We start from the raw sequence: 22,560 nt of genomic DNA, 5'->3' as shown, positions 1-22,560 counted from the left end.
CGATCATGGTCCGTGCCGGAAGGCGACGGCGACGGTGGTTCCACCGACGACGTCCCAGGTGAGATCCTTGAGCGAGAACTCGCCGCCGCCGCGGCGATCCATCCATTCCTTGGTCACGCCCGCCGCCATCGTGGCCACGCTCGCGGCCGCCAGGCTCTGCTGCCGCGTGGCGCGGACGCCGCGCATCATCGCGTAGCCGGTGAGTTCGATGGCGGCCGACGCCAGGAGGTGCTTGGCCTTATCGGCGGCGAACCAGCGGTCGCCGCCGCCGTGGTCGCCGGGCCCCACCCAGAGCGTCCAGACGAGCAGGATGCCGCGCATCAGACTTCCTCCTCGTCGCGCGCCCACGCGACCGCGGCGCGCACGGCCCGCGTCCAGCCGCGGCGCCATGCCGCCACCTCGGCGCGCGCCCGCGACGGATGGAACGTGGCCGCCGACTGGCTGGCGTGGAACTGCGCGGCGTCGGCCCACACGCCGGCCGCGATGCCGGCCAGGCCGGCGGCGCCGAACGCGGTGGTCTCCACGTTGGCGGGCCGTTCCACGGGCACGCCCAGCACATCGGCCTGGAACTGCATGAGCCAGTCGTTCTGGGCGGCCCCGCCGTCCACGCGCAGGCGCGCGAACGCGCCGCCCGACACGGCGAGCATCATGTCGAGCACGTCGGCCGTGCCGTAGGCCATGGCTTCGAGCGCGGCCCGCGCCACGTGGGCGCGCGTGGTGCCGCGCGTGAGCCCGACGATCGTGCCGCGCGCGTGCGGCTCCCACGCCGGCGCCCCGAGTCCGACGAGCGCCGGCACGAAGTACACGCCCTCGTTCGAACCGAGGGACGACGCGAGCGCTTCGGTCTCGCTCGCCTGCGCCACGATGCCCAGTCCATCGCGCAGCCACTGCACCGCGGCGCCGGCGATGAAGATGGCCGCCTCCACCGCATACGCGGGGGCGCCGCTGGCGTCGCATCCGATGGTGGTGAGCAGCCCCTCGGGCGCCGCGGGCCGGGCCGTTCCCGCGTTCACGAGCAGGAACGCGCCGGTGCCATACGTGTTCTTGCCGGTGCCGGCCGTCCAGCATCCCTGCCCGAACAGCGCCGCCTGCTGGTCGCCGGCCACGCCGAGGATCGGGATCTCGACGCCGAAGCACTCGGCGCGCGCGACGCCGAACGCGCCGCTCGACCGGCGCACCTCGGGCAGCAGGGCGCGCGGCACGCCGAACAGCGCGCACAGCTCGTCGCTCCAGGCGCGCGCGTCGATGTCGTAGAGCATCGTCCGCGACGCGTTGGTGTGGTCGGTGGCGTGCACGCGGCCGCCGGTGAGCCGCCACACGAGCCAGCTGTCCACCGTGCCGGCGGCCAGTTCGTCCGGCCGGTACCGCTCGAGCAGCCGTTCCTCGCGCAGCAGCCATTCGAGTTTGGTGGCCGAGAAGTACGGATCGAGCACGAGCCCCGTCCGTTCGCGGATCCACGCCGCCCGCGGCGCCAGCTCGGCGCAGCGCGCCGCCGTGCGGCGGTCCTGCCAGACGATGGCCGGGTGCACCGGCCGGCCCGTGGCCCGCTCCCAGATGATCACCGTCTCGCGCTGGTTGGTGATGCCGATCGCGTCGGGGGTGATGCCGGCCTGGGCGATGGCCTCGCGCCCGGCGGCGAGGGTGTGCGTGAACAGCTCCTCGGGATCGTGCTCCACCCAGCCGGGGCGCGGGAAGTGCTGCGTGATCTCGCGGTATCCGCGACCCGCGATGCGGCCGTCGGCGGCGATCACGAGACAGGTGACGCCGGTGGTGCCCTCATCGATGGCCAGGACGTGTCTCATGGCGCGGCGAAGTGAAACGGGGGACGGTGCACGCCGCGATCGCTGATGATCGCGGTGATCAGCGAGGCGGGGGTGACGTCGAACGCCGGATTGTACACCGGCACGCCGGCCGGCGCCGTGGCGACGCCGAATCCACGGCGCACCTCGTCGCCGTCGCGCTGCTCGATGGCGATCGCGTCGCCGGTGGGCGTGGCGGCGTCGAAGGTGGACGCCGGCGCCGCCACGTAGAACGGGATGCCGTGGTGGCGGGCGGCCAGCGCCAGCGCATAGGTGCCGATCTTGTTGGCTACGTCGCCGTTGGCGGCGATGCGGTCGGCACCCACGATGCAGAGGTCGACGTCGCCGCGGCGCATGACCGACGGGGCCGCGGCGTCGGTGATCAGCACGAGGTCGATGCCTGCGCGCTGCAGTTCCCACGCCGTGAGACGGCTGCCCTGGAGCAGCGGACGGGTCTCGTCCACGTACACGCGCACGCGGTCGCCGCGCTCGGCGGCGAGATACACGCCGGCCAGCGCCGTGCCGATGCCGCCCGTGGCCAGCGCGCCGGCGTTGCAGTGCGTGATCACGCGGGCGTCGCGCGGGAAGAGCGCCAGCGCGTGCTCGCCGATGCGCCGGCACATGGCGCGGTCCTCATCGAGGATCGCGGTGGCCTCACGCTCCAGCGCCTCGCGCAGCGGCGTCCCGTGCAGCGGCCCCTGTGCCACGCGGAGGACGCGGTCGAGCGCCCACGCGAGATTCACCGCCGTGGGCCGCGTGCCGCGCAGCGCGGCGGCCGCCGCGCCGGCGCGTGTCCGGCGCATCTCCGGCGGCGCGTCGACGTCCGGCGTCACGGCCACCGCGAGCGCCATCGCCGCGGCGATGCCGATGGCCGGCGCCCCGCGCACGGCCAGCGTGCGGATGGCGTCGCAGGCCTCGTCGAGCGTGCGGAGGTCGCACTCGACCTGGCGCTCCGGGAGCGCCCGTTGATCGATGATGCGGACGCTCCGGCGGTCGGGGCCCCACCGCACGGCCTCCAGAATTTCCATGCCGGGAATGTAGGCGGGCGGCGGCGGACCCGCAGCGCCGGCGTTAGATTCGACAGCGTCCTCTTCCCAGCCGCCATGTCCGATTCCGTGCTCACCTTCGACGTCGCGGACCGCATCGCGACGATCACGTTCACGCGCCCCGACAAGCTCAACGCCATCAACGACGCGACGATGGCCGCGCTCGGCGAAGCCGTCGATCAGGTGCGGGCCCGCGACGACGTGGCGGGCGCGATCCTCACCGGGGCCGGGCGCGCGTTCGTGGCCGGCGCCGACATCGCCGAGCTGCAGCGCAAGAGCGCCGTCGAGGCGCACGCGCTGTCGCGCCGCGGGCAGGCGATCTTCCGCCACATCGAACTGCTCGGCAAGCCCGTGATCGCCGCCGTGAACGGATTCGCGCTCGGCGGGGGATGCGAGTTGGCCATGGCGTGTCACGTGCGCGTGGCGTCGGAGCACGCCAAGTTCGGGCAGCCCGAAGTGAAGCTGGGAATCCTTCCCGGCTACGGCGGCACCCAGCGGCTGCCGCGCCTCGTGGGCACCGGGCGCGCGCTGCAACTGCTGCTCACCGGCGAGACGATCGACGCCGCCGAGGCGCTGCGCATCGGCCTCGTGAACGCCGTCGTGCCGGCGGGCGAGCTGCTGGCCGCCGCGCGCGCGATGCTCCTGCAGATGCTGGCCAACGGTCCGTTGGCCGTGGCCCACTGCATCGACGCCGTGCAGCGCGGCGCCGAGTTGCCGCTGGACGAGGCGCTGGCCCTCGAAGCGGCGGAGTTCGGCCTCCTCGCCGCGTCCTCGGACATGCACGAGGGAGCGGCCGCGTTCCTCGAGAAGCGGCCGCCGCGGTTCACCGGCCGGTGACCGTCCCGGCCGTCCGCCTGACGGCGCTCGCGCTGCGCGATTTTCGCAACTTCCCGCGGCTCGATCTCACGCTGCCCGACGAGGGCATGGTCGTGGTGGGCGAGAACGGCCACGGCAAGACCAACCTCCTCGAAGCGATCTACTACCTGCAACTCCTGCGCAGCGTGCGCGGGGCGCGGGACGTGGACCTCGTGCGATTCGGCGCCGCCGGGTTCCATCTCGACGGCGCGATTGCGAACGGGCGGACGATCAGCGTGGGATTCGAGCGCCAGTCGCGCCGCAAGCGCGTGACGGTGGACGGCGCGTCGGTCGCGCGCCTGAGCGACGGGATCGGGACGCTGCCGTCGGTGATGTTCTCGCCGGCCGACGTGGACCTGGTGGGCGGCGCGCCGGTGGCGCGCCGGCGGTATCTCGACATCCTGCTCGCGCTGGCGTCGCGGCCGTACCTGGCGGCGTTGCAGACCTATCGCGGCGCGCTCGTCCGGCGCAACGCGGCGCTGCGCGACGCGGCGCGCACGGGGCGCGCCGACGCGCGGGTGAGCGTGTGGGATACGCCGCTGGCGCAGGCGGGCGGCGTGCTCTGGCGGCAACGGCGCGCCTGGGTGGCGGCGGTGGCCGACCGCTACGCGGCCCTCTGCGCCGAGATCGGCGAGAGCGGACTGGGCGCGCTGCGCTACGCGACGTCGCTGGACGGCGGCAGCGATCCGGAGGCGGCGATCGCCGCCGCGCTCGAGGCCCGGCGCGCGCTCGACGTGCGGCGCGGGATGACGCAGGCCGGTCCGCACCGCGACGATCTGACGCTCACGCTCGACGGACGCGACCTGCGGACGTTCGGGTCGGCGGGCCAGCAGCGGTCGGCGGCGATCGCGCTGCGGATGCTGGAGTGGGAGACGCTGCGCGACGCGTGCGGCGCCGCGCCGCTGCTGCTGCTGGACGATCCGTTCGCGGAGTTGGACGCGCGGCGCGCGGCGCGGATCCTGGCGCTGCTCTCCGGCGCCGGGATCGGACAGACCGTGCTCACCGTGCCGCGCGAGACCGACATTCCGCGCGAGTTCACGCGGCTGGCGCGGACGCGGGTGGAAGCGGGGACGATGCGGTGCTGGGAGGCGGCGTGACGGAACGCAAGCGCGGCAAGCCGACGCGGCTGAGCGAGCTGTTGCCGGGCGTGCTCGACGAGAGCGGGCTCAAGGCGCGGCTGGAACAGGCGGTGGTGATCACCGACTGGGCGTCGATCGTGGGCAAGGACATCGCGAAGGTGGCGCAGCCGATTTCGATCTCGCGGCAGGGGGTGTTGACGGTGGCGGTCACCAACGCCGCGTGGATGACGGAGTTGGCGATGATGGAGCTGGAACTGCTGCGCGTGATCAACGAGAAATCGGGCCGAGCGAAGGTGGACCGGATCCGGTGGCGGCTGGTGCGCTAAGCAGTTGTGCCACGACGACTTAAAAGCGATGTTTTGAGTTGCGATCGGGGCCGAAATTCGTTAGATTTCGCGGATTGGAGAGCGGCCGGAGTTTCGGCCTTTGTTCGGGACACAATTCAGCGCGAAACCGAGGGGCCATGAGCACATCAGCGGACCAGTCCGGAGCGCGGTACGACGCCGGCCAGATTCAGGTTCTCAAGGGGCTGGAGGCGGTTCGCAAACGTCCCGGGATGTACATCGGTTCGACCTCGGAGCGCGGCCTGCACCATCTGGTCTACGAGGTGGTGGACAACTCGATCGACGAAGCGCTGGCGGGCTACGCGGACGACATCGCGGTGGCCATCCACGCCGACAACTCGATCACCGTGTCGGACAACGGGCGCGGCATTCCGGTGGACATCCATCCCATCGAGAAGATTCCCGGCGTCGAGTTGGCGATGACGGTGCTGCACGCCGGCGGCAAGTTCGACAAGAGTTCGTACAAGGTGTCGGGCGGCCTGCACGGCGTGGGCGTGTCGGTGGTGAACGCGCTGAGCGAAGATCTGAAGGTGTGGGTGAAGCGCGACGGGAAGGAGCACTACATGGACTTCCGGCGCGGCGACACGCACACCCAGCTCAAGGTGCTGCGCGACGTGCCCAAGAATGAGACGGGCACCACGGTGTGGTTCAAGCCCGACCCGCAGATCTTCACCGAACTGGTCTACCGCTACGAGACGCTGGCCCTGCGGCTGCGCGAGCTGTCGTTCCTGAACAAGGGCGTGGTGATCGCGCTCAAGGACGAGCGGCCGGGCCAGGAGCGCGCCGAGACCTTCCACGCCAAGGGCGGCCTCAAGGAATTCGTGCAGCACCTGAACGCGGCGCGCAAGAACCTGCACCCCGAGGTGCTGTACCTGGACACGAGCAAGGACGACATCGGGATCGAACTCGCGCTCCAGTACAACGACGGGTACAACGACACCACGTTCTCGTTCGTCAACAACATCAACACGCACGAGGGCGGCACGCACCTCACGGGGTTCAAGGCCGCGCTCACGCGGGTGATCAATTCGTACGCGCAGAAGGGCAACTTCCTCAAGAAGGCCGACTTCTCGCTGTCCGGCGAGGACGCGCGCGAGGGGCTCACCGCCGTGCTCTCGGTCAAGGTCCGCGAGCCGCAGTTCGAGGGCCAGACCAAGACCAAGCTCGGCAACTCCGAAGTGGAGAGCGCGGTGAAGACGGAGGTGGGCGAGTGGTTGTCCAACTACCTCGAGGAGCACCCGCGCACGGCCAACATCATCGTCGAGAAGGCGGTGTCGGCGGCCCGGGCGCGCGAGGCGGCGCGCAAGGCGCGCGACCTCACGCGCCGCAAGTCGGCGCTCGACGTGGGCAACCTGCCCGGCAAGCTCGCCGACTGCTCGCTCACCGACCCCGCGCTCTGCGAGCTCTACCTCGTGGAGGGCGACTCGGCCGGCGGCTCGGCCAAGCAGGGGCGCAAGCGCGAGTTCCAGGCCATCCTGCCGTTGCGCGGCAAGATCATCAACGTGGAGAAGGCGCGCATCGACAAGGTGCTGTCCAACGAGGAGATCCGGACCATCATCACCGCGGTGGGCGCCGGCATCAAGGAAGAGTTCACCCTCGAATCGGCGCGCTACCACAAGATCATCATCATGACCGACGCCGACGTGGACGGCGCGCACATCCGCACCCTGCTCCTCACCTTCTTCTACCGGCAGATGCCGGAGCTGATCGAGGCCGGGTTCGTGTACATCGCGCAGCCGCCGCTGTATCGCGTGGCCAAGGGCAAGGAGGAGTACTACGCGTTCGACGAGAAGGAGCGCGACGACCTCATCAAGCGGCTGGGCAACGGCGAGGGCAAGACGTCGGTGAACGTGCAGCGCTACAAGGGCCTGGGCGAGATGAACGCCGACCAGCTGTTCGACACGACGATGGATCCCGAGAAGCGCACGCTGCTCAAGGTCAACATCGAGGATTCGGTGCTGGCCGACCAGATGTTCCAGACGCTCATGGGCGACGAGGTCGAGCCGCGGCGCCTGTTCATCGAAGCGAACGCGAAGTTCGTGCGGAATCTGGATATCTGACCCTGGGACGGTAGGACGGTAGGACCGAGCGCGCGGGAGCCCTCAGGCGCCCGCGCGCTTCATTTCGCCGCCTCCGCCTGCCCCGTCACCGCGATCCCGCCCACCCGCAGCTCCAACGCCCGCTGCTCCAGCTTCTCCACCGGCAACGCGAGCAGCAGATCGATGCGCCGGCCCAGCACCAGCAACGTGTCGCGGAACGCGCGCGCGCGCGCAACGTCATCCGCCACGTCGGCGGGATCGGGCATCCCCCAGTGCGCGAACGCCGGATGCCCCGGAAATACCGGGCACGTCTCCTTGGCGTTGTCGCACACGGTGATCACGAGATCCCACGGCTCGTGCTGCACCTCGTCGATGGTCTTGGGCCGACGCCCCGTCCAGTCGATGCCGTGCTCGGCCAGGATCTGCACCGCGCCCGGATTCACCTGCGCCGCCGGTCTCGTCCCGGCGCTCCCCACACGGAATCGTCCGCGCCCCCTGGTGGTGAGCAGCGCCTCGGCGATCTGGCTGCGCGCCGAATTGCCCGTGCACAGAAAGAGCACGGCGAGCGGTCGCCCGGTGGTCATGCAACCTCCTGGATGAAGAAGCGCCGCCGCGCCCACAGCGACACGTACACCAGCCCGATGAGCGCCGGCACTTCGATGAGCGGCCCGACCACCGCGGCCAGCGCTTCGCCCGAACCGATGCCGAACGTGGCCACCGCCACCGCGATCGCGAGTTCGAAGTTGTTGCCGGCCGCGGTGAACGACAGCGCCGCCGTCTCCTCGTAGTTGAATCCGAGCTTCACCGCCAGCACGAACGCGAGCCCGAACATCACCGCGAAGTACACGACGAGCGGCGCCGCGATGCGCAGCACGTCCAACGGCAGACGCACGATGCGGTCGCCCTGCATGGCGAACATCAGCACGATCGTGTACAGCAGCCCGACGAGCGCCGTGGGCCCGATGCGCGGCATGAACACGCCGTCGTACCAGGCGGCGCCGCGGCGGGCCACCAGCACGCGCCGCGTGAGATACCCGGCCGCCAGCGGCACGCCCAGGAACAGCGCCACGCTCTTGGCGATCGCGCCCATCGATACGTGCAACGCCGCGGTATCGGCGCCGAACCACCGCGGCACCACGGCCAGGAACAGGTAGCCGAGCAGCGAGTAGGTGAGGATCTGGAACACCGAGTTGAGCGCGACCAGCACCGCCGCCAGCTCCCCCGACCCGCAGGCGAGCGCGTTCCAGATCAGCACCATCGCGATGCAGCGCGCCAGCCCGATCATGATCAACCCGTTGCGATAGTGCGGCAGATCGGGCAGGAGCGCCCAGGCCAGCGCGAACATCACGAGCGGCCCCACCACCCAGTTGAGCACGAGCGAGGTGCCGAGCAGCCGCCGGTCGGCCACGTGCCGGCCGATCGATTCGTAGCGCACCTTGGCGAGCACCGGATACATCATCCAGAGCAGCCCGACGCCGATCGGCACCGACACCCCGGCCACCTGCACGCGATCGAGCAGCGCGCCAAGGCCGGGAAACATCCGCCCGAGCAGCAGCCCGGCGCCCATCGCCGCGAAGATCCAGACCGGCAGCAAGCGGTCGAGCGTGGACAGGCGCCGGACGGTCACGCCGCCGGCTTCCGCGCCCGCACGAACGCCGCGCCCACGCGCCCCGCCACCTCGGCCGCGATCCGATCCACATCGAGGCCGGCGTTGGCGAGAAACGCCCGCGCGTCGTCGGCGGAATACGTGCGCGTCATCTCCACGCTCGGCGATTCGAACCCCGCGTCGCGCAGCAGCCCCACGAACTCCGTGTCCTCGAGCGCGCCGGCCACGCACCCCACCCACAACTCCATGCTGCGCTTCACGTCGGCGGGGAGCTGCCCCTGCACCACGACGTCGGACACGGCGAACCGCCCGCCGGGCTTGAGCACGCGGAACGCCTCGCGGATCACGCGCGCCTTGTCGCCCGAGAGATTGATCACGCAGTTGGAGATGATCACGTCCACCGAATTGCCGGGCAGCGGGATCTCCTCGATGCGGCCGCGCAGGAACTCGACGTTCGTCACGCCGGCCTCGGCGGCGTTGCGCCGCGCCAGGTCGAGCATCTCGTCGGTCATGTCGAGGCCGTACGCCTTGCCCGTGGGGCCCACGCGGCGGGCCGAGAGGAGGACGTCGATGCCGCCGCCCGATCCGAGGTCGAGCACCACCTCGCCCGCGTGCAGCTCGGCGAGCGCCGTGGGATTGCCGCACCCGAGCGAGGCGAGCACCGCGGCCTCGGGCAGCTCGTCCGTCTCGCCGAGCACGTAGAGGCCGGCTGTGATCGGATCCACGGTGCCGTCGAACGCGGCGCCCCCGCAGCACGAGTTCACGGGACCACAGCACGACGCCGCGGCGCCCGCATCGGCCGCGCGGTCGAGCACGCGCTTGGCGGCGGCGCCGTACTTCTCGCGCACGGTGGTCCGCAGGTCGTCGCCGGTGGGCGGCTCGGCGATCGTGGCCGTCTCGGGGCGGCAGCCGCAGTCGGGGCCGCAGCAGGCCGCGTCGTCCTGGGCGGCGCGTGGGGCAAGGGGCAGCGTGGGCATCGGTCCTCCTGGCATCAAAAACGGTTGATGAATATGAAACGGCCGGTGGCCGGGATCATGCGAGGGAATCAGGTACAGCAGCGTCCGCGGCGGAGCGTGGGGAGCCCGCCCTGCCTGGGCTCGAGCGACACCGCCAGGTCATGCACCTCGGCCACGGCGGCCGACGCGATGGCGTAGTACGCCCATCGGCCGTCGCGGCGGTCGGTGACCAGCCCCGCGTCCTTGAGCACGCGGAGGTGGAACGACAGCCGCGACTGCGCGGCCCCGAGTTCGTCCTGCAACTCGCACACGCACCGCTCGCCGCCGCGCAGCATCTCCATCACCGCGAGACGCGTGGGGTCGGAGAGCGCGTGGAAGAGTTGCGACGCGCGGTCGAGATCGTGGGCGACGGCCGTTGGCATGGCGATAATTATATCAACGGTTTTTGATTCGTCAAGTGGCCGAGCGGCCGCAGCCGGATGTGTGCGGTCAGCGGGCGCCGAGCGGCTGGGGCGCGTCGCCTTCGCGGGCGATGAGCAGGAACTGCCGGCCGATGACGTGATGCACGAACATGATGGCCAGCGTGACGCCGCCCAAGGCCAGCCAGGTCACGTGGGTCATGGTCACGTCCATGCCGCCGGTGGTCGTGTCGCGGCTCACGAACGCGACCATCACATAGATCGCCGCGATTCCGCCGCAGGCGATGTACGCCCCCAGTCCCAGCAGGCGGGCGATGAACTTCGGCATCGGCAACGTCTCCGTATTGAGCGTGTGGATCTGCCCCTAATCTGCCATACCCCGTGCGCAGCGTCGAGTGCCGTCAGTACCGGGCCACCACGACGTGCGGCGTGCCGGCGGCATCCCGCGCCACGTAGGCGCGATACCAGGTGCGGTCGCCGAACCGCGCGCGGAGCGCGGCATTGCGCTCGCCCAGGTCCACGGCGTAGATGACGTCGCCGGCGAGCCGGCCGTCGGGTCCGATGGGTTCGAGCAGCAGGCCGACGCCGAACGGCAGCGCGCCGTAGCGCGCGTCGGCGCCGAGTTCCTCCTTGCACGCCGGGGTGAGCGATTGGGGGGAGGAGATGTGGATGCTGGGATCCACGGCGTGGATGGCGTCGGCGCCCGGCGCATAGGTGGCGATGCGCTGCGTGGCCGCGGCCACGCGCGCGGCGGTCGGCGCGGCGGAGTCGGCCTCGGCGGCGCGGACGGCCTCGAGCACGGAGCACGCATCGTCGCGCGTCATCACCTGCGCGGCGGCGCTGCGCGTGAAGCCCACGCCCCACAGGCGGCGCACGAGCCGCCCGCTGAACGGTTCGTGCACGAAGACCAGCGCGTGGTGGGCGTTGGCGGCGCGCGTTGCGGCGGCGAGATCCAGCTTGAACGTGGTGCGCGCCTCGCGGACCTGGCCGGCGAGTCCGAGCGCGCCGTAGGGCAGCATGGGCACGAGCCAGCCCACGCCGATGCAGGCCAGCGCGGCGAGCGGCGCGGCATGGCGCCAGTAGCCGCCGTACCGATCGGCGACGATGAACGGCGCCCGGGCGAGGAGCACGACGAGCATCGGCAGCGCCGTGTAGAGAAAACGCGGCCCGAGGAACTCGCCGTCGTGCCAGTACAGGGCGTAGGCGAGCACCTGGGCGCCGAACAGCCCGAGCAGCAACGCATCCCACCGCGTGGTGCGCCGCAGGCTGACGAGCGCGATGATCGCCACGACGAGCGCCGGCACCGGCCATCCCATCACGAAGTTGTTCGTCTCGCTCACGTACTTGGCCGCCAGGGCGAGGGCGCGGAGCGGCGTATGCGCCACGCCCTGCGGATCGACGTGGAAGCCCAGCCGGTGCCCCGGCCCCCACAGGACTTCATACGCAAAATGGAACATCCCGTGGGTGGTGACCCAGTTGCCGTAGAGCAGCGGCGCCACGCCGACGGCGCCGGCCAGCGCCTGCACGCCGAGATCCCGCCACCGGGCCGGCGTCCGCCGGATGATCGCCAGCTGGAACACGCCGATCACCACCGACACCACCACGGCGTCGAGCGGACGGATGGTGGCCATGAATCCGAGCGCGAGGCCGATCAGCGCCGCCAGGCCGGCCGACCGGCGGCGCGACGCCGCGCGCTCCCACTCGGTGAGCAGGGCGAGCGAGAGCGCGGCGAGGAAGAGCACCGGCACGTGGTTCATGTAACTGGCCGACATCAGCAGCGCGACCGGCGTGAGCGCGAACAGCACGGCCGCGGCGCGGCCCTCGGTCTCGCCGTAGGCGCGGCGCGCGAAGTGATACAGCGCCACCGCGGTCAGCCCGCCGAGCAGCGGATCGAGCAGCCAGGGCGCGTGCATCAGGTACCCGAGCGTGAGCACCAGCGGGCCGCCGATCGGGTACTCCGAATACCACGCGCCACGATCGATGACGTTGTCCACCGAGAAGAACTGGGCATTGGGGTCGGCGGGCAGGACGAACCGGCCGTGCGCGAGGATGCGGGCGTGCCAGAGCTGGGCGATCTCGTCGGCCGTGGTGGGGGCGAAGTGATACGCGTAATGCGAGAGCGCGAGGGCGAAGCCGATGAACGCCGCGCCCACGAGCACGGCGAACGCGAGCGGCGACGGCCGCCGCAGCAGGGCCATCAGGCGCGCCGGCAGCGCGCGCAGCCAGGGCAGCGGCAGCGCGGCGAGGGCGAGCACGGGCCCCACCAGGAGCAGGGTGGCGCCCAGCCAGTAGCGCACCATCTCGCCCCAGTAGGCGCCGTTGTTGGGGATGATCATCGGCAGTGGGAACAGCCCGACGATCAACAGGAAGGCCGCGGCGGCGATCGCCAGCGGCGGCACCTCCACGCGGTCGCGGGTCTCGCGCGGCGTCATGGGTGGCCCGCCTTGAGTTCCGCCACGTACACGTCGCCGTCGCGCGCGTGCATGGCCGGCGCGATGGGGCCGAACCGGGCCGTGTCCACCATCCCGACGGCGACGGCCCACGGCACGGACTGTCCATAGTTCTCGTTCAACACGATGATCTCACGGGTGGTGGCGCTGTCGGGCGTGGACAGGAGGCTGGTGTCGGCGCCGGCGCGCAACATGTAATACTGCAGCGGCGCGTTGGACGGGATCCACGCCAGCACGCGGTCGCCCCGCTGCGCCCGCGTGGCGAGGGCCTGGGCCACGTCGTGCGCGCCCTGGAACACGCCGGTGTCGAGCGACCGGGCCACGGCGTGCGTCTCGATGCCCCACGCCACGGCGGCCAGGGCGGCCGCCGCCGAGATCGCCGGCACGTGCGATGCCGCACGCGACAGCCAGGGCAGGCGCAGCACGCGATCGCCCGCCACGCCCACGAGCAGCGCGGCCACCGGCACCAGCCAGAGCCAGGTGCGCGGAAAGGGCGCGCGGTGCGTGGCGATGAGCAGCGCGGCGCTCCACACGTACGCGGCCAGCAGCACCGACACGCCCTCGCGCGTGATGCGCATGGACCCCGCGGCGCCGGCCGCGGCGGCCAGCGCGAGGAGCACGGCCACGGGAAGCGGGAATGGCTGCCCCCAACTGGCGAGGGCGTCCGCGATTCCGGGAAGCAGTTCCCGATAGAAATGCGGCCACGACGACGCGGCCACGAACTTGTTGGCGGTGAGCGCCGCCAGGCCATTGGCGCCGAGGATCGGCGCGTAGGCGACGAGCGCCACCAGCCCCGCGCCGGCGAGCGCCGCGGCCAGCCCCGCCAGCGTGGGCCCCGCGGCCGCGCCGCGCTCCACGACGAGCGCGAGCGCCAGCCAGAGCGCCACCGCGCCCAGCGGATACAGCATCACGGGGATCGTCGCCAGGCCCGCGCCCCCGACCAGCGCGAACGCGATCCACCGCCGCCGCGTGGCGCCCGCGTCGCGGATGCGCGCCGCGATGAGCAGCAGCCCCAGATACGCCGCGACCACGAACGCATACCCGCGCGCGTTGGCCGAATACAGGATGAGCGGCGTCGAGCCGGCCGCGAGCGCGGCGCCGATGAGGCCCGACGCTCTGGTGAACAGCGCGCGCCCCACCGCGTACGTGAGCGGCACGATCGCCACGCCGGCCACGAACGCCGGCAGCCGCAGCGCCCAGGCGGCCCCGCCGCCGAGCAGGGACGTCAGCTTGGCGGCCACGGTATAGAGCAGATGGTTGTTGGGAAACTGATACGAGCTGATCGCGGTGCCCCACGGCCGGCCGATGAAATAGAGAAACGTGACCGACTCGTCGTAGCGCATGGGTTGGCCGAGCGATGCCGCGCGCGCCACCGCGGCGGCGAGCACGATCAGCACCAGGGCGCCGCGGGCGGCGGCGTCCTCGCCCTCCCACCACGCGCGCAGCGCGGCGATCATCGCGACGCGTACCGCTCGACGCCCGCCTGGCTCACGCGGTGCGAGATCAGCGGCAGCGGCGGCTCGGCGTCGTCGGCGATGACGATCGCCCCGGCGAGGCACGCGCGGCCGGCCGCCACGCCGCGGGCGTCGCGCGCGAATACGGTGGCCAGCGCCTCGCCGGCCTCCACCCAGTCGCCGGGCTTGGCGGTGATCACGAACCCCACCGTCGGATCGATCACGTCGGCCACCGTCGTGCGGCCACCGCCCAGCGTGGTCACGCCGTACCCGATGGCGCGCGGCTCGATGCGGGCCACGAATCCCCGTCGCGGCGCCGCGAACAGTTCGCACTCGCGGGCCTGCGGCAGCAGCGCCGGATCGTCCACCACGGCGGGATTGCCGCCCTGCGCCTCGATGATCCGCTGGAACTGCCGGGCGGCCTGCCCGCCCGCGATCGCGCCCTCGAGGCGGCGCCGCGCGTCGGCGCCGTCGGCGGCGGCGCCGGCCAGCAGCAACATCTCGGCGCCCAACGCATACGTCACGTCCATGAGGTCCGGCGGTCCCTCGCCGCGCAGCGCGTGGATGGCCTCCTCGGTCTCCAGCGCGTTGCCGCAGGCGCGGCCCAGCGGCCGGTCCATCGCCGTCAGCAGCGCCACCACCGGGCACCCGTGATCCGCGCCCAGCGACACCATGGTGCCGGCCAGTTCCAGCTCGGCATCCAGCTCGGGCAGGAATGCCCCCGACCCGCGCTTCACGTCGAGGACCAGGCCGGTGAGCCCTTCGGCGAGCTTCTTGCTCATGATGCTCGCCGAGATGAGCGGGATGGACTCCACCGTGGCCGTGGCATCGCGCAGCGCGTACATCTTGCGATCGGCCGGCGCGATCTCCTCCGTCTGGCCGATCAGCGCGCACCCGATGGCCTCCAGCTCGGCGCGGGCTTCGGCCAGCGACAGGCGGGTGCGGAATCCGGGAATGGCCTCGAGCTTGTCGAGCGTGCCGCCCGTATGGCCCAGTCCGCGCCCCGACATCATCGGCACGGCAACCCCCAGGCACGAGACCAGCGGAGCCAGGATCAGCGACACCTTGTCGCCGACGCCGCCGGTGGAGTGCTTGTCGATGCGGGCCTTGCCCAGGTGGCCGAGTTCGAGCCGGCCGCCGCTGCCCAGCATGGCGTCGGTGAGGGCCGCCGTCTCGCCGCGATCGAGGCCGCGGATGAAGCACGCCATGAGGAACGCCGACATCTGATAGTCGGTGATCTGCCCCGCCGCGTACGCGCGGATGAAGGCGGTCCATTCGTCGGGCGCGAGGCGGCCGCCGTCGCGTTTGCGTTCGATGAGCTGTCGTGCGTCCATTGACCGTTCTACGGGGTATTCCTAACGTTGACGTGAGACGCGGGACACCGTTCGCCACGAGGCGGGCGGAGATCGGAGTCCCGCGTCCGACCCCCTCAGGAGTGGTCCTCATGAGAATCCACATCGCGGCCATCGCCGCCGTGCTCTGCGTCGCCCGCGTCGCGTCGGCCCAGTCGGCGGCCGTCGAGATCGCCCGCGGCGACAGTGCCTTTGCCTCGCTCAACGCGACGAGCGCGTTGGCGCACTATCAGGAAGCGATCACGCTGGACTCCACCAATGCCGAAGCGCTGTGGAAGGCGTCGCGGGAAGCCGTCGATCTGGGGGAGGCCGCCGGTTTCTCGAACCAGAACCAGGCCCGCGACAGCCTGTTCAAACTCGGTGAACAATACGCCACGCGCGCCGTGCAAGCGAACCCCAATCTGTCGGTGACCCACTTCACGCTGGCCCGCGCGCTCGGGCGGGCGGCCCTCACCCAGGGCCCGAGCGGCCGGGTGAAATACGCCAAGCAGGTGCGGGAGCAGGCGCTCGAGGCCCTGAAGCTCGACTCGCTCGACGACGGCGCGTGGGACGTGATGGGGGTGTGGAACGCCGAGATCATGCGGCTCAGCGGGTTCACGCGGTTCATCGCCAAGAACCTGCTCGGCGGCCAGGTGTTCGGCCAGGCCAACTGGGCAAACGCCCAAAATGATCTGGAGCACGCCGTGGCGCTGCAGCCCAACCGCATCGTGCACCACCTCAACCTGGCCGGGGTGTACGCCGACGTGGGCGACAAGGCCAGGGCCCGTGCCCAGTACGATCTGGCGCTCAAGCTGCCGGCCACCGAGTACAACGACAGCCACTACAAGCACCAGGCCGAACAGGCGCTGGCCAAGCTCCAGTAACACGGACGGCATCTCATGGATTCGAGCATCGACAACGCCCCCGCGGCCGCGCGCGACGACGGGAACGAGCCGGCGGCGCAGGAAGTCGAACGTCTGCGCAGCCGCATCGCCGACCTGCAGCGCGAACGCGACCACCTGATCGCCGTCGTGGACATCCTGCAGGAGATCTCCTCGTCGCTCCACTTCGTGGACATCCTGCAGGCCATCGCCCGCAAGCTCGGCGAGGCGTTCGGGCTCGACCGCTGCGCGATCTTCCTGTCGGGCAACAAGGACGAGGTGCGGCTGGTGGCCAGCTACGAGGACCCGACCATCCGCAACCTCGTCGTGGATCTCAAGCGCTATCCGGAGTTGCAGCGGGCGTTCGAGTCGGGGGAGACGGTGTTCATCCCCGACGCGGCCAGCGACCCGATGTTCCGGGCCGTGAAGCCGGCGCTGGATACGCGCAACGTGCGGTCGATCATCGTCGTGCCCATCCAATGGCAGGGCGCGGTGATCGGCGCGATCTTCCTCCGCACCGAGCGCGACGCGCAGCCGTTCAGCGACGCCGACGTCCACTTCTGCCAGGTGGTGGCGTCGCTCACCGCCAAGGCGCTGCGCAACGCGCATCGGTTCGAGGCGGCCATGCGCACGCAGAAGGACACGTCGCAATCGGAGCGCCGGGCGGAGGTGCAACGCATGGCCCTGCTCGCCTTCCTCCGCCGGCTGCTCGACCGGCACGCGGCCGGCGAGGCCGAGGTGTGGTCGGGCGCCGCCCTGTCGCGCGCGTCCGACGACGAGATCGATCGCCTGGTCTCGGTGGCCATGCAGGTGCTCGACGAAGAGGCCAAGGGGTGAGTGGCGTCCCGGCGGAAGCCGCGGCGCGCGCCGCGACCCTCCGCGAGCAGCTCGAGCGCGCGAGTTACGAGTACTACGTCCTCGATCGGCCCTCGATCGAGGACCGGGCGTTTGACGCCCTGTTCCGCGAGTTGCAGGCCCTGGAGGCCGCGCATCCCGCGCTGCGCACGCCCGACTCGCCCACGCAGCGCGTGGGCACCGCGCCGCAGAGCCAGTTCCGCAAGCACGCGCACCTGGTGCCGATGATCTCGCTGGGCAACGCGTTCACCGAAGCCGAGCTCGCGGCATGGGAGGAGCGCATCGCGCGGGTGGTGGCCGACGACGTGCGGCGCGGCGGGTACACCTGCGAACTCAAGATCGACGGCGCCGCGGTGTCGCTCACCTACCGCGACGGCGTGCTCGTCACCGGCGCCACCCGCGGCAACGGCGCGGTGGGCGAGGACGTGACGCCCAATCTGCGCACCGTGCACGACATCCCGCTGCGACTGCGCGGCGACCGGCATCCGGCGCTGGTCGAGGTGCGCGGCGAGGTGTACATGCCGTTCAGCGGGTTCGAGCGCATGAACGAGGAGCGCGTGCGCGCCGGCGAGCCGGTGTTCGCCAACCCGCGCAACTCCGCCGCCGGCGCGCTGCGGCAGCTCGACCCGGCCGTGTCGGCGCAGCGGCCGCTGCGCTTCTTCGGCTACTCGGCGGCGCTCCCCGACGGCGCCGCGCTCCCGGTGGCGACGCAGTGGGAACTGCTCGACCTGCTCGAGACGTGGGGCTTTCCGGTGGCGCCGCGCCGCGCCCGCGGCGCGACGCTCGACGACGTGCACGCCTGGGCCCGGCACGTGGAGCACGAGGTGCGCGCCGAACTGGACTTCGCGATCGACGGCGGGGTGGTGAAGGTCGACGCGCTCGCCCTGCAGGAGGAGCTGGGGGTGATCGGCGGGCGCGAGCCGCGCTGGGCGATCGCCCGCAAGTTCGCGCCCGACATCGCCGAGACGCGCCTCGTCCGCATCGGCGTGAACGTGGGACGCACCGGCTCGCTCAATCCGTATGCCGAGCTCGAACCGGTGGAGATCGGCGGCACGACGGTGCGCATGGCCACGCTGCACAACTTCGACCGCATCCGCGACAAGGATCTGCGGGAGGGCGACCGCGTGCAGGTCAAGCGCGCCGGCGACGTGATTCCCCAGGTGATCGGGCCGATCCCGGAGCAACGCGACCCCGACCATCCGCCGGTTCCGTTCGTGCCCCCGGCGGCGTGCCCGGTGTGCGCCACGCCGGTGCGCCGCGACGAGGAGGAGGTGGCCATCTACTGCCCCAACGTCGGCTGTCCGGGCCGGCGGCTGGAAGGGCTCGCGCACTTCGCGTCGCGCGAGGCGATGGACATCCGCGGCCTGTCGTACGCGCGCCTGGAGCAACTCGTGCGCGCCGGACTGGTGCGCGACGCCGCCGACCTCTACACGTTGCGGGCCGATCATCTCACGGCGCTGGAGCGGTTCGCCGCGAAGAGCGCCGAGGGGTTGGTGGCGGCGATCGACGCATCGCGCGCCCAGCCCCTGTCGCGGCTCCTGTTCGGGCTCGGCATCCGCCACGTGGGCGCGGGGGCGGCACAGCTCCTGGCCCGGCACTTCGGCACGCTCGGCGCCCTGCAGGACGCCGCCCGGCGCGAGGCCGGCGCCGAGGAGATCGTGGCCGTGCGCGGCATCGGCCAGACGATCGCCGATTCGGTGGTGGCGTACCTGCGGGATCCCGCGGCCGACCACCTGCTGGAGCGGCTGGCCGCGGCCGGGGTCAATCCGAGCGAACCCACGCCCGCCGGCTCGGGGAGTGCCCTCGCGGGGCAGACGTTCGTCATCACAGGAACGCTCCCCACGCTCTCGCGCAGCCAGGCCCGGGAACTGATCGAGGCCAATGGCGGACGCGTGACGGAGAGCGTCTCGAAGAAGACCACCGCGGTGGTGGCCGGCGACGAGGCGGGCGGGAAGCTCGAGAGGGCGGTGGCCCTTGGTGTGGAAGCGATCGATGAAGCGGAGCTGTTGCGACGCGTAGCCCCGTAACCGGAGACCAACGATGACCCAATCCATCCCGCTTGCCGGCAGTGGCATGATCGCGCTCACGCGCGACGCACTGGCCGCGTTGCGCGCCGCGCTGTTCCGCGACCTGGGGGCCGACGCCGCCAACTATCTCCAGGAGGCGGGCTATGCCGGCGGCGGCGCGCTGTTCTCGGCATTCGGCGAATGGAGCGTGCGCAACGGCTACGGACCGGCCGCGTCCATCGCCGCCGACGACTTCCAGCGCTGCGCCAGCGAGTTCTTCCGCGACCTGGGCTGGGGCTCGATCGCCCTCGGCACGCTGCACGGCGCCGTGGGCACGCTCGACAGCGCCGACTGGGGCGAGGCCGACCCGCAGGCGGCCATGGAATTTCCGGGGTGCCATCTGACCACCGGCATGTTCGCCGACTTCTTCGGCCGGCTGGCCGACACGCCGATGGCGGTCATGGAAGTGGAGTGCCGCTCGATGGGCGCCCCGCGCTGCCGGTTCCTGCTCGGGAGCACCGACGCCCTGCACCACGTGTACGAGGAGATGAGCCGCGGCGTCGCCTATGAAGACGCCGTCGCCGCCTCGGTGTAGCTAGCCCAGCTCTTCGAGCGCCTCGGCGTACCGCGGGTTGGGCACGAGCTCGCCGTCCACCAGGACCTCGCGGTCCCAGGGCAGGATGACCGTGCTCTGCGTGGCGATGGCGTGGAAGTCTGGCACGTAATCGCCGGTGCGGAACGCCACCGCCGTGCGCACCTCCGCGGCGCCGGCGTTCACCACCGCCGACACGGCCAGGCGCATCGTGGCGCCCGAATCGCAGGTCTCGTCCACGAGCAGCACCTTGCGGCCGCGCACCTCGTGCGGCACCTGCCCGAACACCGCCGGCGTCTCGCGCACATGGTCCGAGCGGTAGCGGCGGCTCACCAGGATCGAGTGGAACTCCACGTCGAGGATGGCGGCGATCACGGCGCCGGGCACCACCCCCGCCGTGGCCACCCCGATGACGATGTCCGGGGCGTAACCGCGGGCTACCTTGAGGGCCAGGCTGCGCGACAGCTCCCCGAACAGCGGCCATTCGACATTGAACACGCCCTGTGAAGGTTCGACCGTGGTCTTGCGCGGCGACATGGGTCCTCCTGGGGCGGGGAGCAGACGGTTCTTTGGGAAGGTACATGGCAACAGGCGGCGCTGGAAGCATGCGGCGCCACGCCACCACCGTTGCTCCGGGTGGTCACACTCGGTAGCTTTGCGCTCGGGCTGCGCACGTCGGCGTGCGTTCGCCATACATCCCTCATCCGCCTCATCAATCGCCGAATGTCTTGGTGGAGCCGCCTACTCGGCGGCAAGTCGAAATCTGACCTCAAGCCGCAGCGCCTCGACTATCTGAACGAAGCGCTGGCGCTCGAGCGCCAGGGGGATTACGACGCCGCGCTGACGTCGTACCGGCTCGCGTTGCGCGATCACCCGAACGACCCCAAGATCCTCCAGAACATGGCCATCGCGTACTCCCGCACCTCGCGGCTGGAGGACGCGGTCCGCTGCTACCGCCGCGCGCTCGAACTCGCGCCGGAACTCGGCGGCGCGCACTACGGACTGGCGTTCCTGCTGCTCAAGCGCGACGACCGCGCCGGCGCCATGGAGCACCTGGATGCGTTTCTCGGCATCGCGCCCTCCGGCGGAGACACCGAGCGCTGGGTGCAGCACGCCCGGCAGACGCTGTCCGAACTGCGGTCCGGCGCCGACGCCACCCCCCCGGAACTCGAGCCATAAGTGCAGCGCATCCTGGCCGTGGTGAGTCAGAAGGGAGGCGTGGGCAAGACGACGACCGCGATCAACGTCGCGGCCGCGTTCGCCCAGCGCGGCGTGAAGACGCTGCTCGTGGACATGGATCCGCAGGGCTCGGTGCGGTTCGGCGTGGGGCTGCAGGGTCCCGGCACCGGACCCGGCATCGCCGACTACCTCACCGGGGCCCGCGAGCTCAAGGACATCGTGCGCGGCACGGCGCTGCCCTTTCTGCGCGTGCTCCTCGCGGGCTCGGTGGCCGACAGCGGCGATCACGGCGCCTATCAGGCGCTGGTGGCCAGCTCCACCCGGCTCGGCGAACTGCTCGCACTCGCCCGTGATCGCGGCTACCTGGTGATCGTGGACACGCCGCCCGGCCTCGGACCCGTGGTTCATCGCGTGCTCGGCGTGGCGGATCGCGTCCTCGTGCCGCTCCAGTGCGAGCCGTTGGCGCTCCAGACCACGTCGCAGATCCTCAAAGGCATCCGGACCGCCGTGGCCGAGCATCCAAAACTCAAGCTCGAGGGTATCATCCTCACGATGTTCGAGGAACACAATGCCCTCTCGACGCGGATCGCCGCCTATGTCCGCCAGCATCTGCCGGCCGATCTCGTGTTCGACGTGACGATTCCGCGCACCGCCGCCACGGTGGAAGCGTTCGCCGCCGGCCAGCCCGTGGTGGTGCGCTCCCCGGCCGATGAGGCGTCGGTGGCATACACCGCCCTCGCCGACGTGCTCGCCACACGGATGGCCGGATGAGGTATCGTCTCGTGGCCCTGGCAGCCGCGGCGGCGGCGATCGGCATCGGCTGCCGCGCCATCCCGGCGCCGGTCGACGGCGTGCTGGCGCTCTCGCCGATACTGCTCCCGTCGCCCGGCGTCGTGGCGGGCGACACCCTGCGGGACAGCACGGGACGCGCCGCGCCGCTGCGCGTGGTGGCGTTCGGACTGCACGGCGAGGGCGACACGATCACGACCGTGGTGCCCACGTACGTGGTGCTCGATCCGGGAGCCCATGTGACGCCGGACGGCTACGTGATCGGCGACAGCGTGCGCCCGTCGCCGGTGCGCATCGTGGCCACCGTCGGCACGCTGCAGACCTCGGCCGCGAATCTGAGCGTCACGCCGCTGCCCGATTCGATCGGGCCGACCGGCGCGACGACCCTCGCGACGGTCACCTGGGCGCCCACCGATACGACGGCGAGGAGTGCCGCGCTGGGCGCCACCGTGCTGGCCACCGGACTCGTCCCACCGCAAGGCGTGCAGGCGGTGATCGTCCGCTACGCCATCGTGAGCGCGCCGCCCGGCTTCAACAACGCCGTCACCGGCATCCTGCTGGGCGCGTCGGGCACGCCCACCACCGCGGATACGACCAACACCAGCGGCCAGGTGGCGCCCACCATTCGCGTGCGCCCCGCCGCGCTGGCCGTCCCGTCGGCCCCCGACAGCTTCGTGGTCACCGCCACGGCCAGCTACCGGGGAGTGCCGCTGCGGGGCAGCCCCATCCGGTTCGTCGTGCCGATCAAGTCAACCGTGGCGTCGGGCTCCAGGATTCGCTGAACGGAATCCCGACCGCGGGCGTCCCTTCATCCGTTGGTGAACTCGGCGTAACTTGGGGAGAGCGAGCAGCAACCCGCCCGCTCATCAACTCTGCTGGA

The 22,560-nt window shown here is 71.5% G+C and carries 23 protein-coding genes; 11 read left to right on the top strand and 12 right to left on the bottom strand.

Features of this window, described 5'->3' with window-relative positions:
- Positions 1–3: 3 nt before the first annotated feature.
- Genes VNE60_05210 through mtnA form a run of 3 tightly spaced genes read right to left on the bottom strand, consistent with a single transcriptional unit; the run spans position 4 to position 2,827 of the window.
- Positions 4–321, bottom strand: a complete 318-nt coding sequence (locus VNE60_05210) for a hypothetical protein (protein ID HVB30910.1) — start codon at positions 319–321, stop codon at positions 4–6.
- Entirely contained in the window at positions 321–1,802 is a 1,482-nt protein-coding gene (glpK, locus tag VNE60_05205) for a glycerol kinase GlpK (protein HVB30909.1), read from the bottom strand. The genes VNE60_05210 and glpK overlap by 1 nt, the downstream gene beginning before the upstream one ends.
- The gene (mtnA, locus tag VNE60_05200; GenBank protein ID HVB30908.1) at positions 1,799–2,827 is read right to left on the bottom strand and encodes an S-methyl-5-thioribose-1-phosphate isomerase; all 1,029 of its coding nucleotides are present in this window, start codon (positions 2,825–2,827) and stop codon (positions 1,799–1,801) included. The genes glpK and mtnA overlap by 4 nt, the downstream gene beginning before the upstream one ends.
- 75 nt (positions 2,828–2,902) lie before the next feature.
- Between mtnA and VNE60_05195 the strand changes: the two genes are divergently transcribed.
- The 4 genes from VNE60_05195 (at position 2,903) to gyrB (ending at position 7,183) form a co-directional block, all read left to right on the top strand.
- Positions 2,903–3,682 carry an enoyl-CoA hydratase-related protein gene (locus tag VNE60_05195; GenBank protein HVB30907.1) on the top strand — a complete coding sequence of 260 codons (780 nt, stop codon included), beginning with the start codon at positions 2,903–2,905 and terminating at the stop codon, positions 3,680–3,682.
- A complete protein-coding gene (gene recF / locus VNE60_05190; GenBank protein ID HVB30906.1) occupies positions 3,679–4,797 on the top strand; it encodes a DNA replication and repair protein RecF in 1,119 nt (372 codons plus the stop codon). Before VNE60_05195 ends, recF begins: the two co-directional genes overlap by 4 nt.
- The gene (locus tag VNE60_05185; protein HVB30905.1) at positions 4,794–5,105 is read left to right on the top strand and encodes a DUF721 domain-containing protein; all 312 of its coding nucleotides are present in this window, start codon (positions 4,794–4,796) and stop codon (positions 5,103–5,105) included. Before recF ends, VNE60_05185 begins: the two co-directional genes overlap by 4 nt.
- A gap of 137 nt (positions 5,106–5,242) precedes the next feature.
- Positions 5,243–7,183, top strand: a complete 1,941-nt coding sequence (gene gyrB, locus VNE60_05180; protein ID HVB30904.1) for a DNA topoisomerase (ATP-hydrolyzing) subunit B — start codon at positions 5,243–5,245, stop codon at positions 7,181–7,183.
- Between the two features lie 59 nt (positions 7,184–7,242).
- On the opposite strand, the gene VNE60_05175 is transcribed toward gyrB, so the two are convergent.
- The 8 genes from VNE60_05175 to VNE60_05140 all read right to left on the bottom strand — a co-directional run bounded on the left by VNE60_05175 (position 7,243) and on the right by VNE60_05140 (position 15,381).
- Positions 7,243–7,746 carry an arsenate reductase ArsC gene (locus VNE60_05175; protein HVB30903.1) on the bottom strand — a complete coding sequence of 168 codons (504 nt, stop codon included), beginning with the start codon at positions 7,744–7,746 and terminating at the stop codon, positions 7,243–7,245.
- Positions 7,743–8,789 carry an ACR3 family arsenite efflux transporter gene (gene arsB, locus VNE60_05170; protein HVB30902.1) on the bottom strand — a complete coding sequence of 349 codons (1,047 nt, stop codon included), beginning with the start codon at positions 8,787–8,789 and terminating at the stop codon, positions 7,743–7,745. The genes VNE60_05175 and arsB overlap by 4 nt, the downstream gene beginning before the upstream one ends.
- A complete protein-coding gene (locus VNE60_05165; protein ID HVB30901.1) occupies positions 8,786–9,745 on the bottom strand; it encodes an arsenite methyltransferase in 960 nt (319 codons plus the stop codon). The genes arsB and VNE60_05165 overlap by 4 nt, the downstream gene beginning before the upstream one ends.
- 68 nt (positions 9,746–9,813) lie before the next feature.
- Complete coding sequence (locus VNE60_05160; GenBank protein HVB30900.1) at positions 9,814–10,146, bottom strand: metalloregulator ArsR/SmtB family transcription factor; 333 nt, start codon at positions 10,144–10,146, stop codon at positions 9,814–9,816.
- A 67-nt stretch (positions 10,147–10,213) separates the two neighbouring features.
- On the bottom strand, positions 10,214–10,471 hold the full coding sequence (locus VNE60_05155) for a hypothetical protein (GenBank protein HVB30899.1): 258 nt from the start codon (positions 10,469–10,471) through the stop codon (positions 10,214–10,216).
- A 73-nt stretch (positions 10,472–10,544) separates the two neighbouring features.
- Positions 10,545–12,575, bottom strand: a complete 2,031-nt coding sequence (locus VNE60_05150) for a glycosyltransferase family 39 protein (GenBank protein HVB30898.1) — start codon at positions 12,573–12,575, stop codon at positions 10,545–10,547.
- Positions 12,572–14,050 carry a glycosyltransferase family 39 protein gene (locus VNE60_05145; GenBank protein ID HVB30897.1) on the bottom strand — a complete coding sequence of 493 codons (1,479 nt, stop codon included), beginning with the start codon at positions 14,048–14,050 and terminating at the stop codon, positions 12,572–12,574. Before VNE60_05145 ends, VNE60_05150 begins: the two co-directional genes overlap by 4 nt.
- On the bottom strand, positions 14,047–15,381 hold the full coding sequence (locus VNE60_05140) for a thymidine phosphorylase (protein HVB30896.1): 1,335 nt from the start codon (positions 15,379–15,381) through the stop codon (positions 14,047–14,049). The genes VNE60_05145 and VNE60_05140 overlap by 4 nt, the downstream gene beginning before the upstream one ends.
- 110 nt (positions 15,382–15,491) lie before the next feature.
- Between VNE60_05140 and VNE60_05135 the strand changes: the two genes are divergently transcribed.
- Genes VNE60_05135 through VNE60_05120 form a run of 4 tightly spaced genes read left to right on the top strand, consistent with a single transcriptional unit; the run spans position 15,492 to position 19,715 of the window.
- The gene (locus VNE60_05135; GenBank protein ID HVB30895.1) at positions 15,492–16,262 is read left to right on the top strand and encodes a hypothetical protein; all 771 of its coding nucleotides are present in this window, start codon (positions 15,492–15,494) and stop codon (positions 16,260–16,262) included.
- Positions 16,263–16,277: 15 nt separating this feature from the next.
- On the top strand, positions 16,278–17,096 hold the full coding sequence (locus VNE60_05130) for a GAF domain-containing protein (GenBank protein HVB30894.1): 819 nt from the start codon (positions 16,278–16,280) through the stop codon (positions 17,094–17,096).
- Positions 17,093–19,141, top strand: coding sequence for an NAD-dependent DNA ligase LigA (gene ligA / locus VNE60_05125; GenBank protein HVB30893.1), 2,049 nt, complete (start codon positions 17,093–17,095; stop codon positions 19,139–19,141). The genes VNE60_05130 and ligA overlap by 4 nt, the downstream gene beginning before the upstream one ends.
- A gap of 13 nt (positions 19,142–19,154) precedes the next feature.
- Positions 19,155–19,715: a V4R domain-containing protein gene (locus VNE60_05120; GenBank protein ID HVB30892.1), complete on the top strand. Its 561-nt coding sequence runs from the start codon at positions 19,155–19,157 to the stop codon at positions 19,713–19,715.
- On the opposite strand, the gene VNE60_05115 is transcribed toward VNE60_05120, so the two are convergent.
- Complete coding sequence (locus VNE60_05115; GenBank protein ID HVB30891.1) at positions 19,716–20,249, bottom strand: phosphoribosyltransferase family protein; 534 nt, start codon at positions 20,247–20,249, stop codon at positions 19,716–19,718.
- Positions 20,250–20,435: 186 nt separating this feature from the next.
- Between VNE60_05115 and VNE60_05110 the strand changes: the two genes are divergently transcribed.
- Genes VNE60_05110 through VNE60_05100 form a run of 3 tightly spaced genes read left to right on the top strand, consistent with a single transcriptional unit; the run spans position 20,436 to position 22,462 of the window.
- Entirely contained in the window at positions 20,436–20,891 is a 456-nt protein-coding gene (locus VNE60_05110; protein HVB30890.1) for a tetratricopeptide repeat protein, read from the top strand.
- Positions 20,892–21,662 carry a ParA family protein gene (locus tag VNE60_05105; GenBank protein HVB30889.1) on the top strand — a complete coding sequence of 257 codons (771 nt, stop codon included), beginning with the start codon at positions 20,892–20,894 and terminating at the stop codon, positions 21,660–21,662.
- Positions 21,659–22,462 carry a hypothetical protein gene (locus VNE60_05100; GenBank protein ID HVB30888.1) on the top strand — a complete coding sequence of 268 codons (804 nt, stop codon included), beginning with the start codon at positions 21,659–21,661 and terminating at the stop codon, positions 22,460–22,462. The genes VNE60_05105 and VNE60_05100 overlap by 4 nt, the downstream gene beginning before the upstream one ends.
- Positions 22,463–22,560: the final 98 nt, after the last annotated feature.

It is taken from the genome of Gemmatimonadaceae bacterium (genome assembly GCA_035533755.1).
GTDB lineage: Bacteria > Gemmatimonadota > Gemmatimonadetes > Gemmatimonadales > Gemmatimonadaceae > JAGWRI01.
This window is presented reverse-complemented; position numbering and strand designations above follow the sequence as displayed.

Excerpts from the sequence above, each read along its gene's own strand:
- VNE60_05210 (HVB30910.1), bottom strand. The coding sequence starts at position 321 with ATGCGCGGCATCCTGCTCGTCTGGACGCTCTGGGTGGGGCCCGGCGAC.
- glpK (HVB30909.1), bottom strand. The coding sequence starts at position 1,802 with ATGAGACACGTCCTGGCCATCGATGAGGGCACCACCGGCGTCACCTGT.
- mtnA (HVB30908.1), bottom strand. The coding sequence starts at position 2,827 with ATGGAAATTCTGGAGGCCGTGCGGTGGGGCCCCGACCGCCGGAGCGTC.
- VNE60_05195 (HVB30907.1), top strand. The coding sequence starts at position 2,903 with ATGTCCGATTCCGTGCTCACCTTCGACGTCGCGGACCGCATCGCGACG.
- gyrB (HVB30904.1), top strand. The coding sequence starts at position 5,243 with ATGAGCACATCAGCGGACCAGTCCGGAGCGCGGTACGACGCCGGCCAG.
- VNE60_05175 (HVB30903.1), bottom strand. The coding sequence starts at position 7,746 with ATGACCACCGGGCGACCGCTCGCCGTGCTCTTTCTGTGCACGGGCAAT.
- VNE60_05165 (HVB30901.1), bottom strand. The coding sequence starts at position 9,745 with ATGCCCACGCTGCCCCTTGCCCCACGCGCCGCCCAGGACGACGCGGCC.
- VNE60_05160 (HVB30900.1), bottom strand. The coding sequence starts at position 10,146 with ATGCCAACGGCCGTCGCCCACGATCTCGACCGCGCGTCGCAACTCTTC.
- VNE60_05155 (HVB30899.1), bottom strand. The coding sequence starts at position 10,471 with ATGCCGAAGTTCATCGCCCGCCTGCTGGGACTGGGGGCGTACATCGCC.
- VNE60_05150 (HVB30898.1), bottom strand. The coding sequence starts at position 12,575 with ATGACGCCGCGCGAGACCCGCGACCGCGTGGAGGTGCCGCCGCTGGCG.
- VNE60_05145 (HVB30897.1), bottom strand. The coding sequence starts at position 14,050 with ATGATCGCCGCGCTGCGCGCGTGGTGGGAGGGCGAGGACGCCGCCGCC.
- VNE60_05140 (HVB30896.1), bottom strand. The coding sequence starts at position 15,381 with ATGGACGCACGACAGCTCATCGAACGCAAACGCGACGGCGGCCGCCTC.
- VNE60_05135 (HVB30895.1), top strand. The coding sequence starts at position 15,492 with ATGAGAATCCACATCGCGGCCATCGCCGCCGTGCTCTGCGTCGCCCGC.
- VNE60_05130 (HVB30894.1), top strand. The coding sequence starts at position 16,278 with ATGGATTCGAGCATCGACAACGCCCCCGCGGCCGCGCGCGACGACGGG.
- VNE60_05120 (HVB30892.1), top strand. The coding sequence starts at position 19,155 with ATGACCCAATCCATCCCGCTTGCCGGCAGTGGCATGATCGCGCTCACG.
- VNE60_05115 (HVB30891.1), bottom strand. The coding sequence starts at position 20,249 with ATGTCGCCGCGCAAGACCACGGTCGAACCTTCACAGGGCGTGTTCAAT.
- VNE60_05110 (HVB30890.1), top strand. The coding sequence starts at position 20,436 with ATGTCTTGGTGGAGCCGCCTACTCGGCGGCAAGTCGAAATCTGACCTC.
- VNE60_05100 (HVB30888.1), top strand. The coding sequence starts at position 21,659 with ATGAGGTATCGTCTCGTGGCCCTGGCAGCCGCGGCGGCGGCGATCGGC.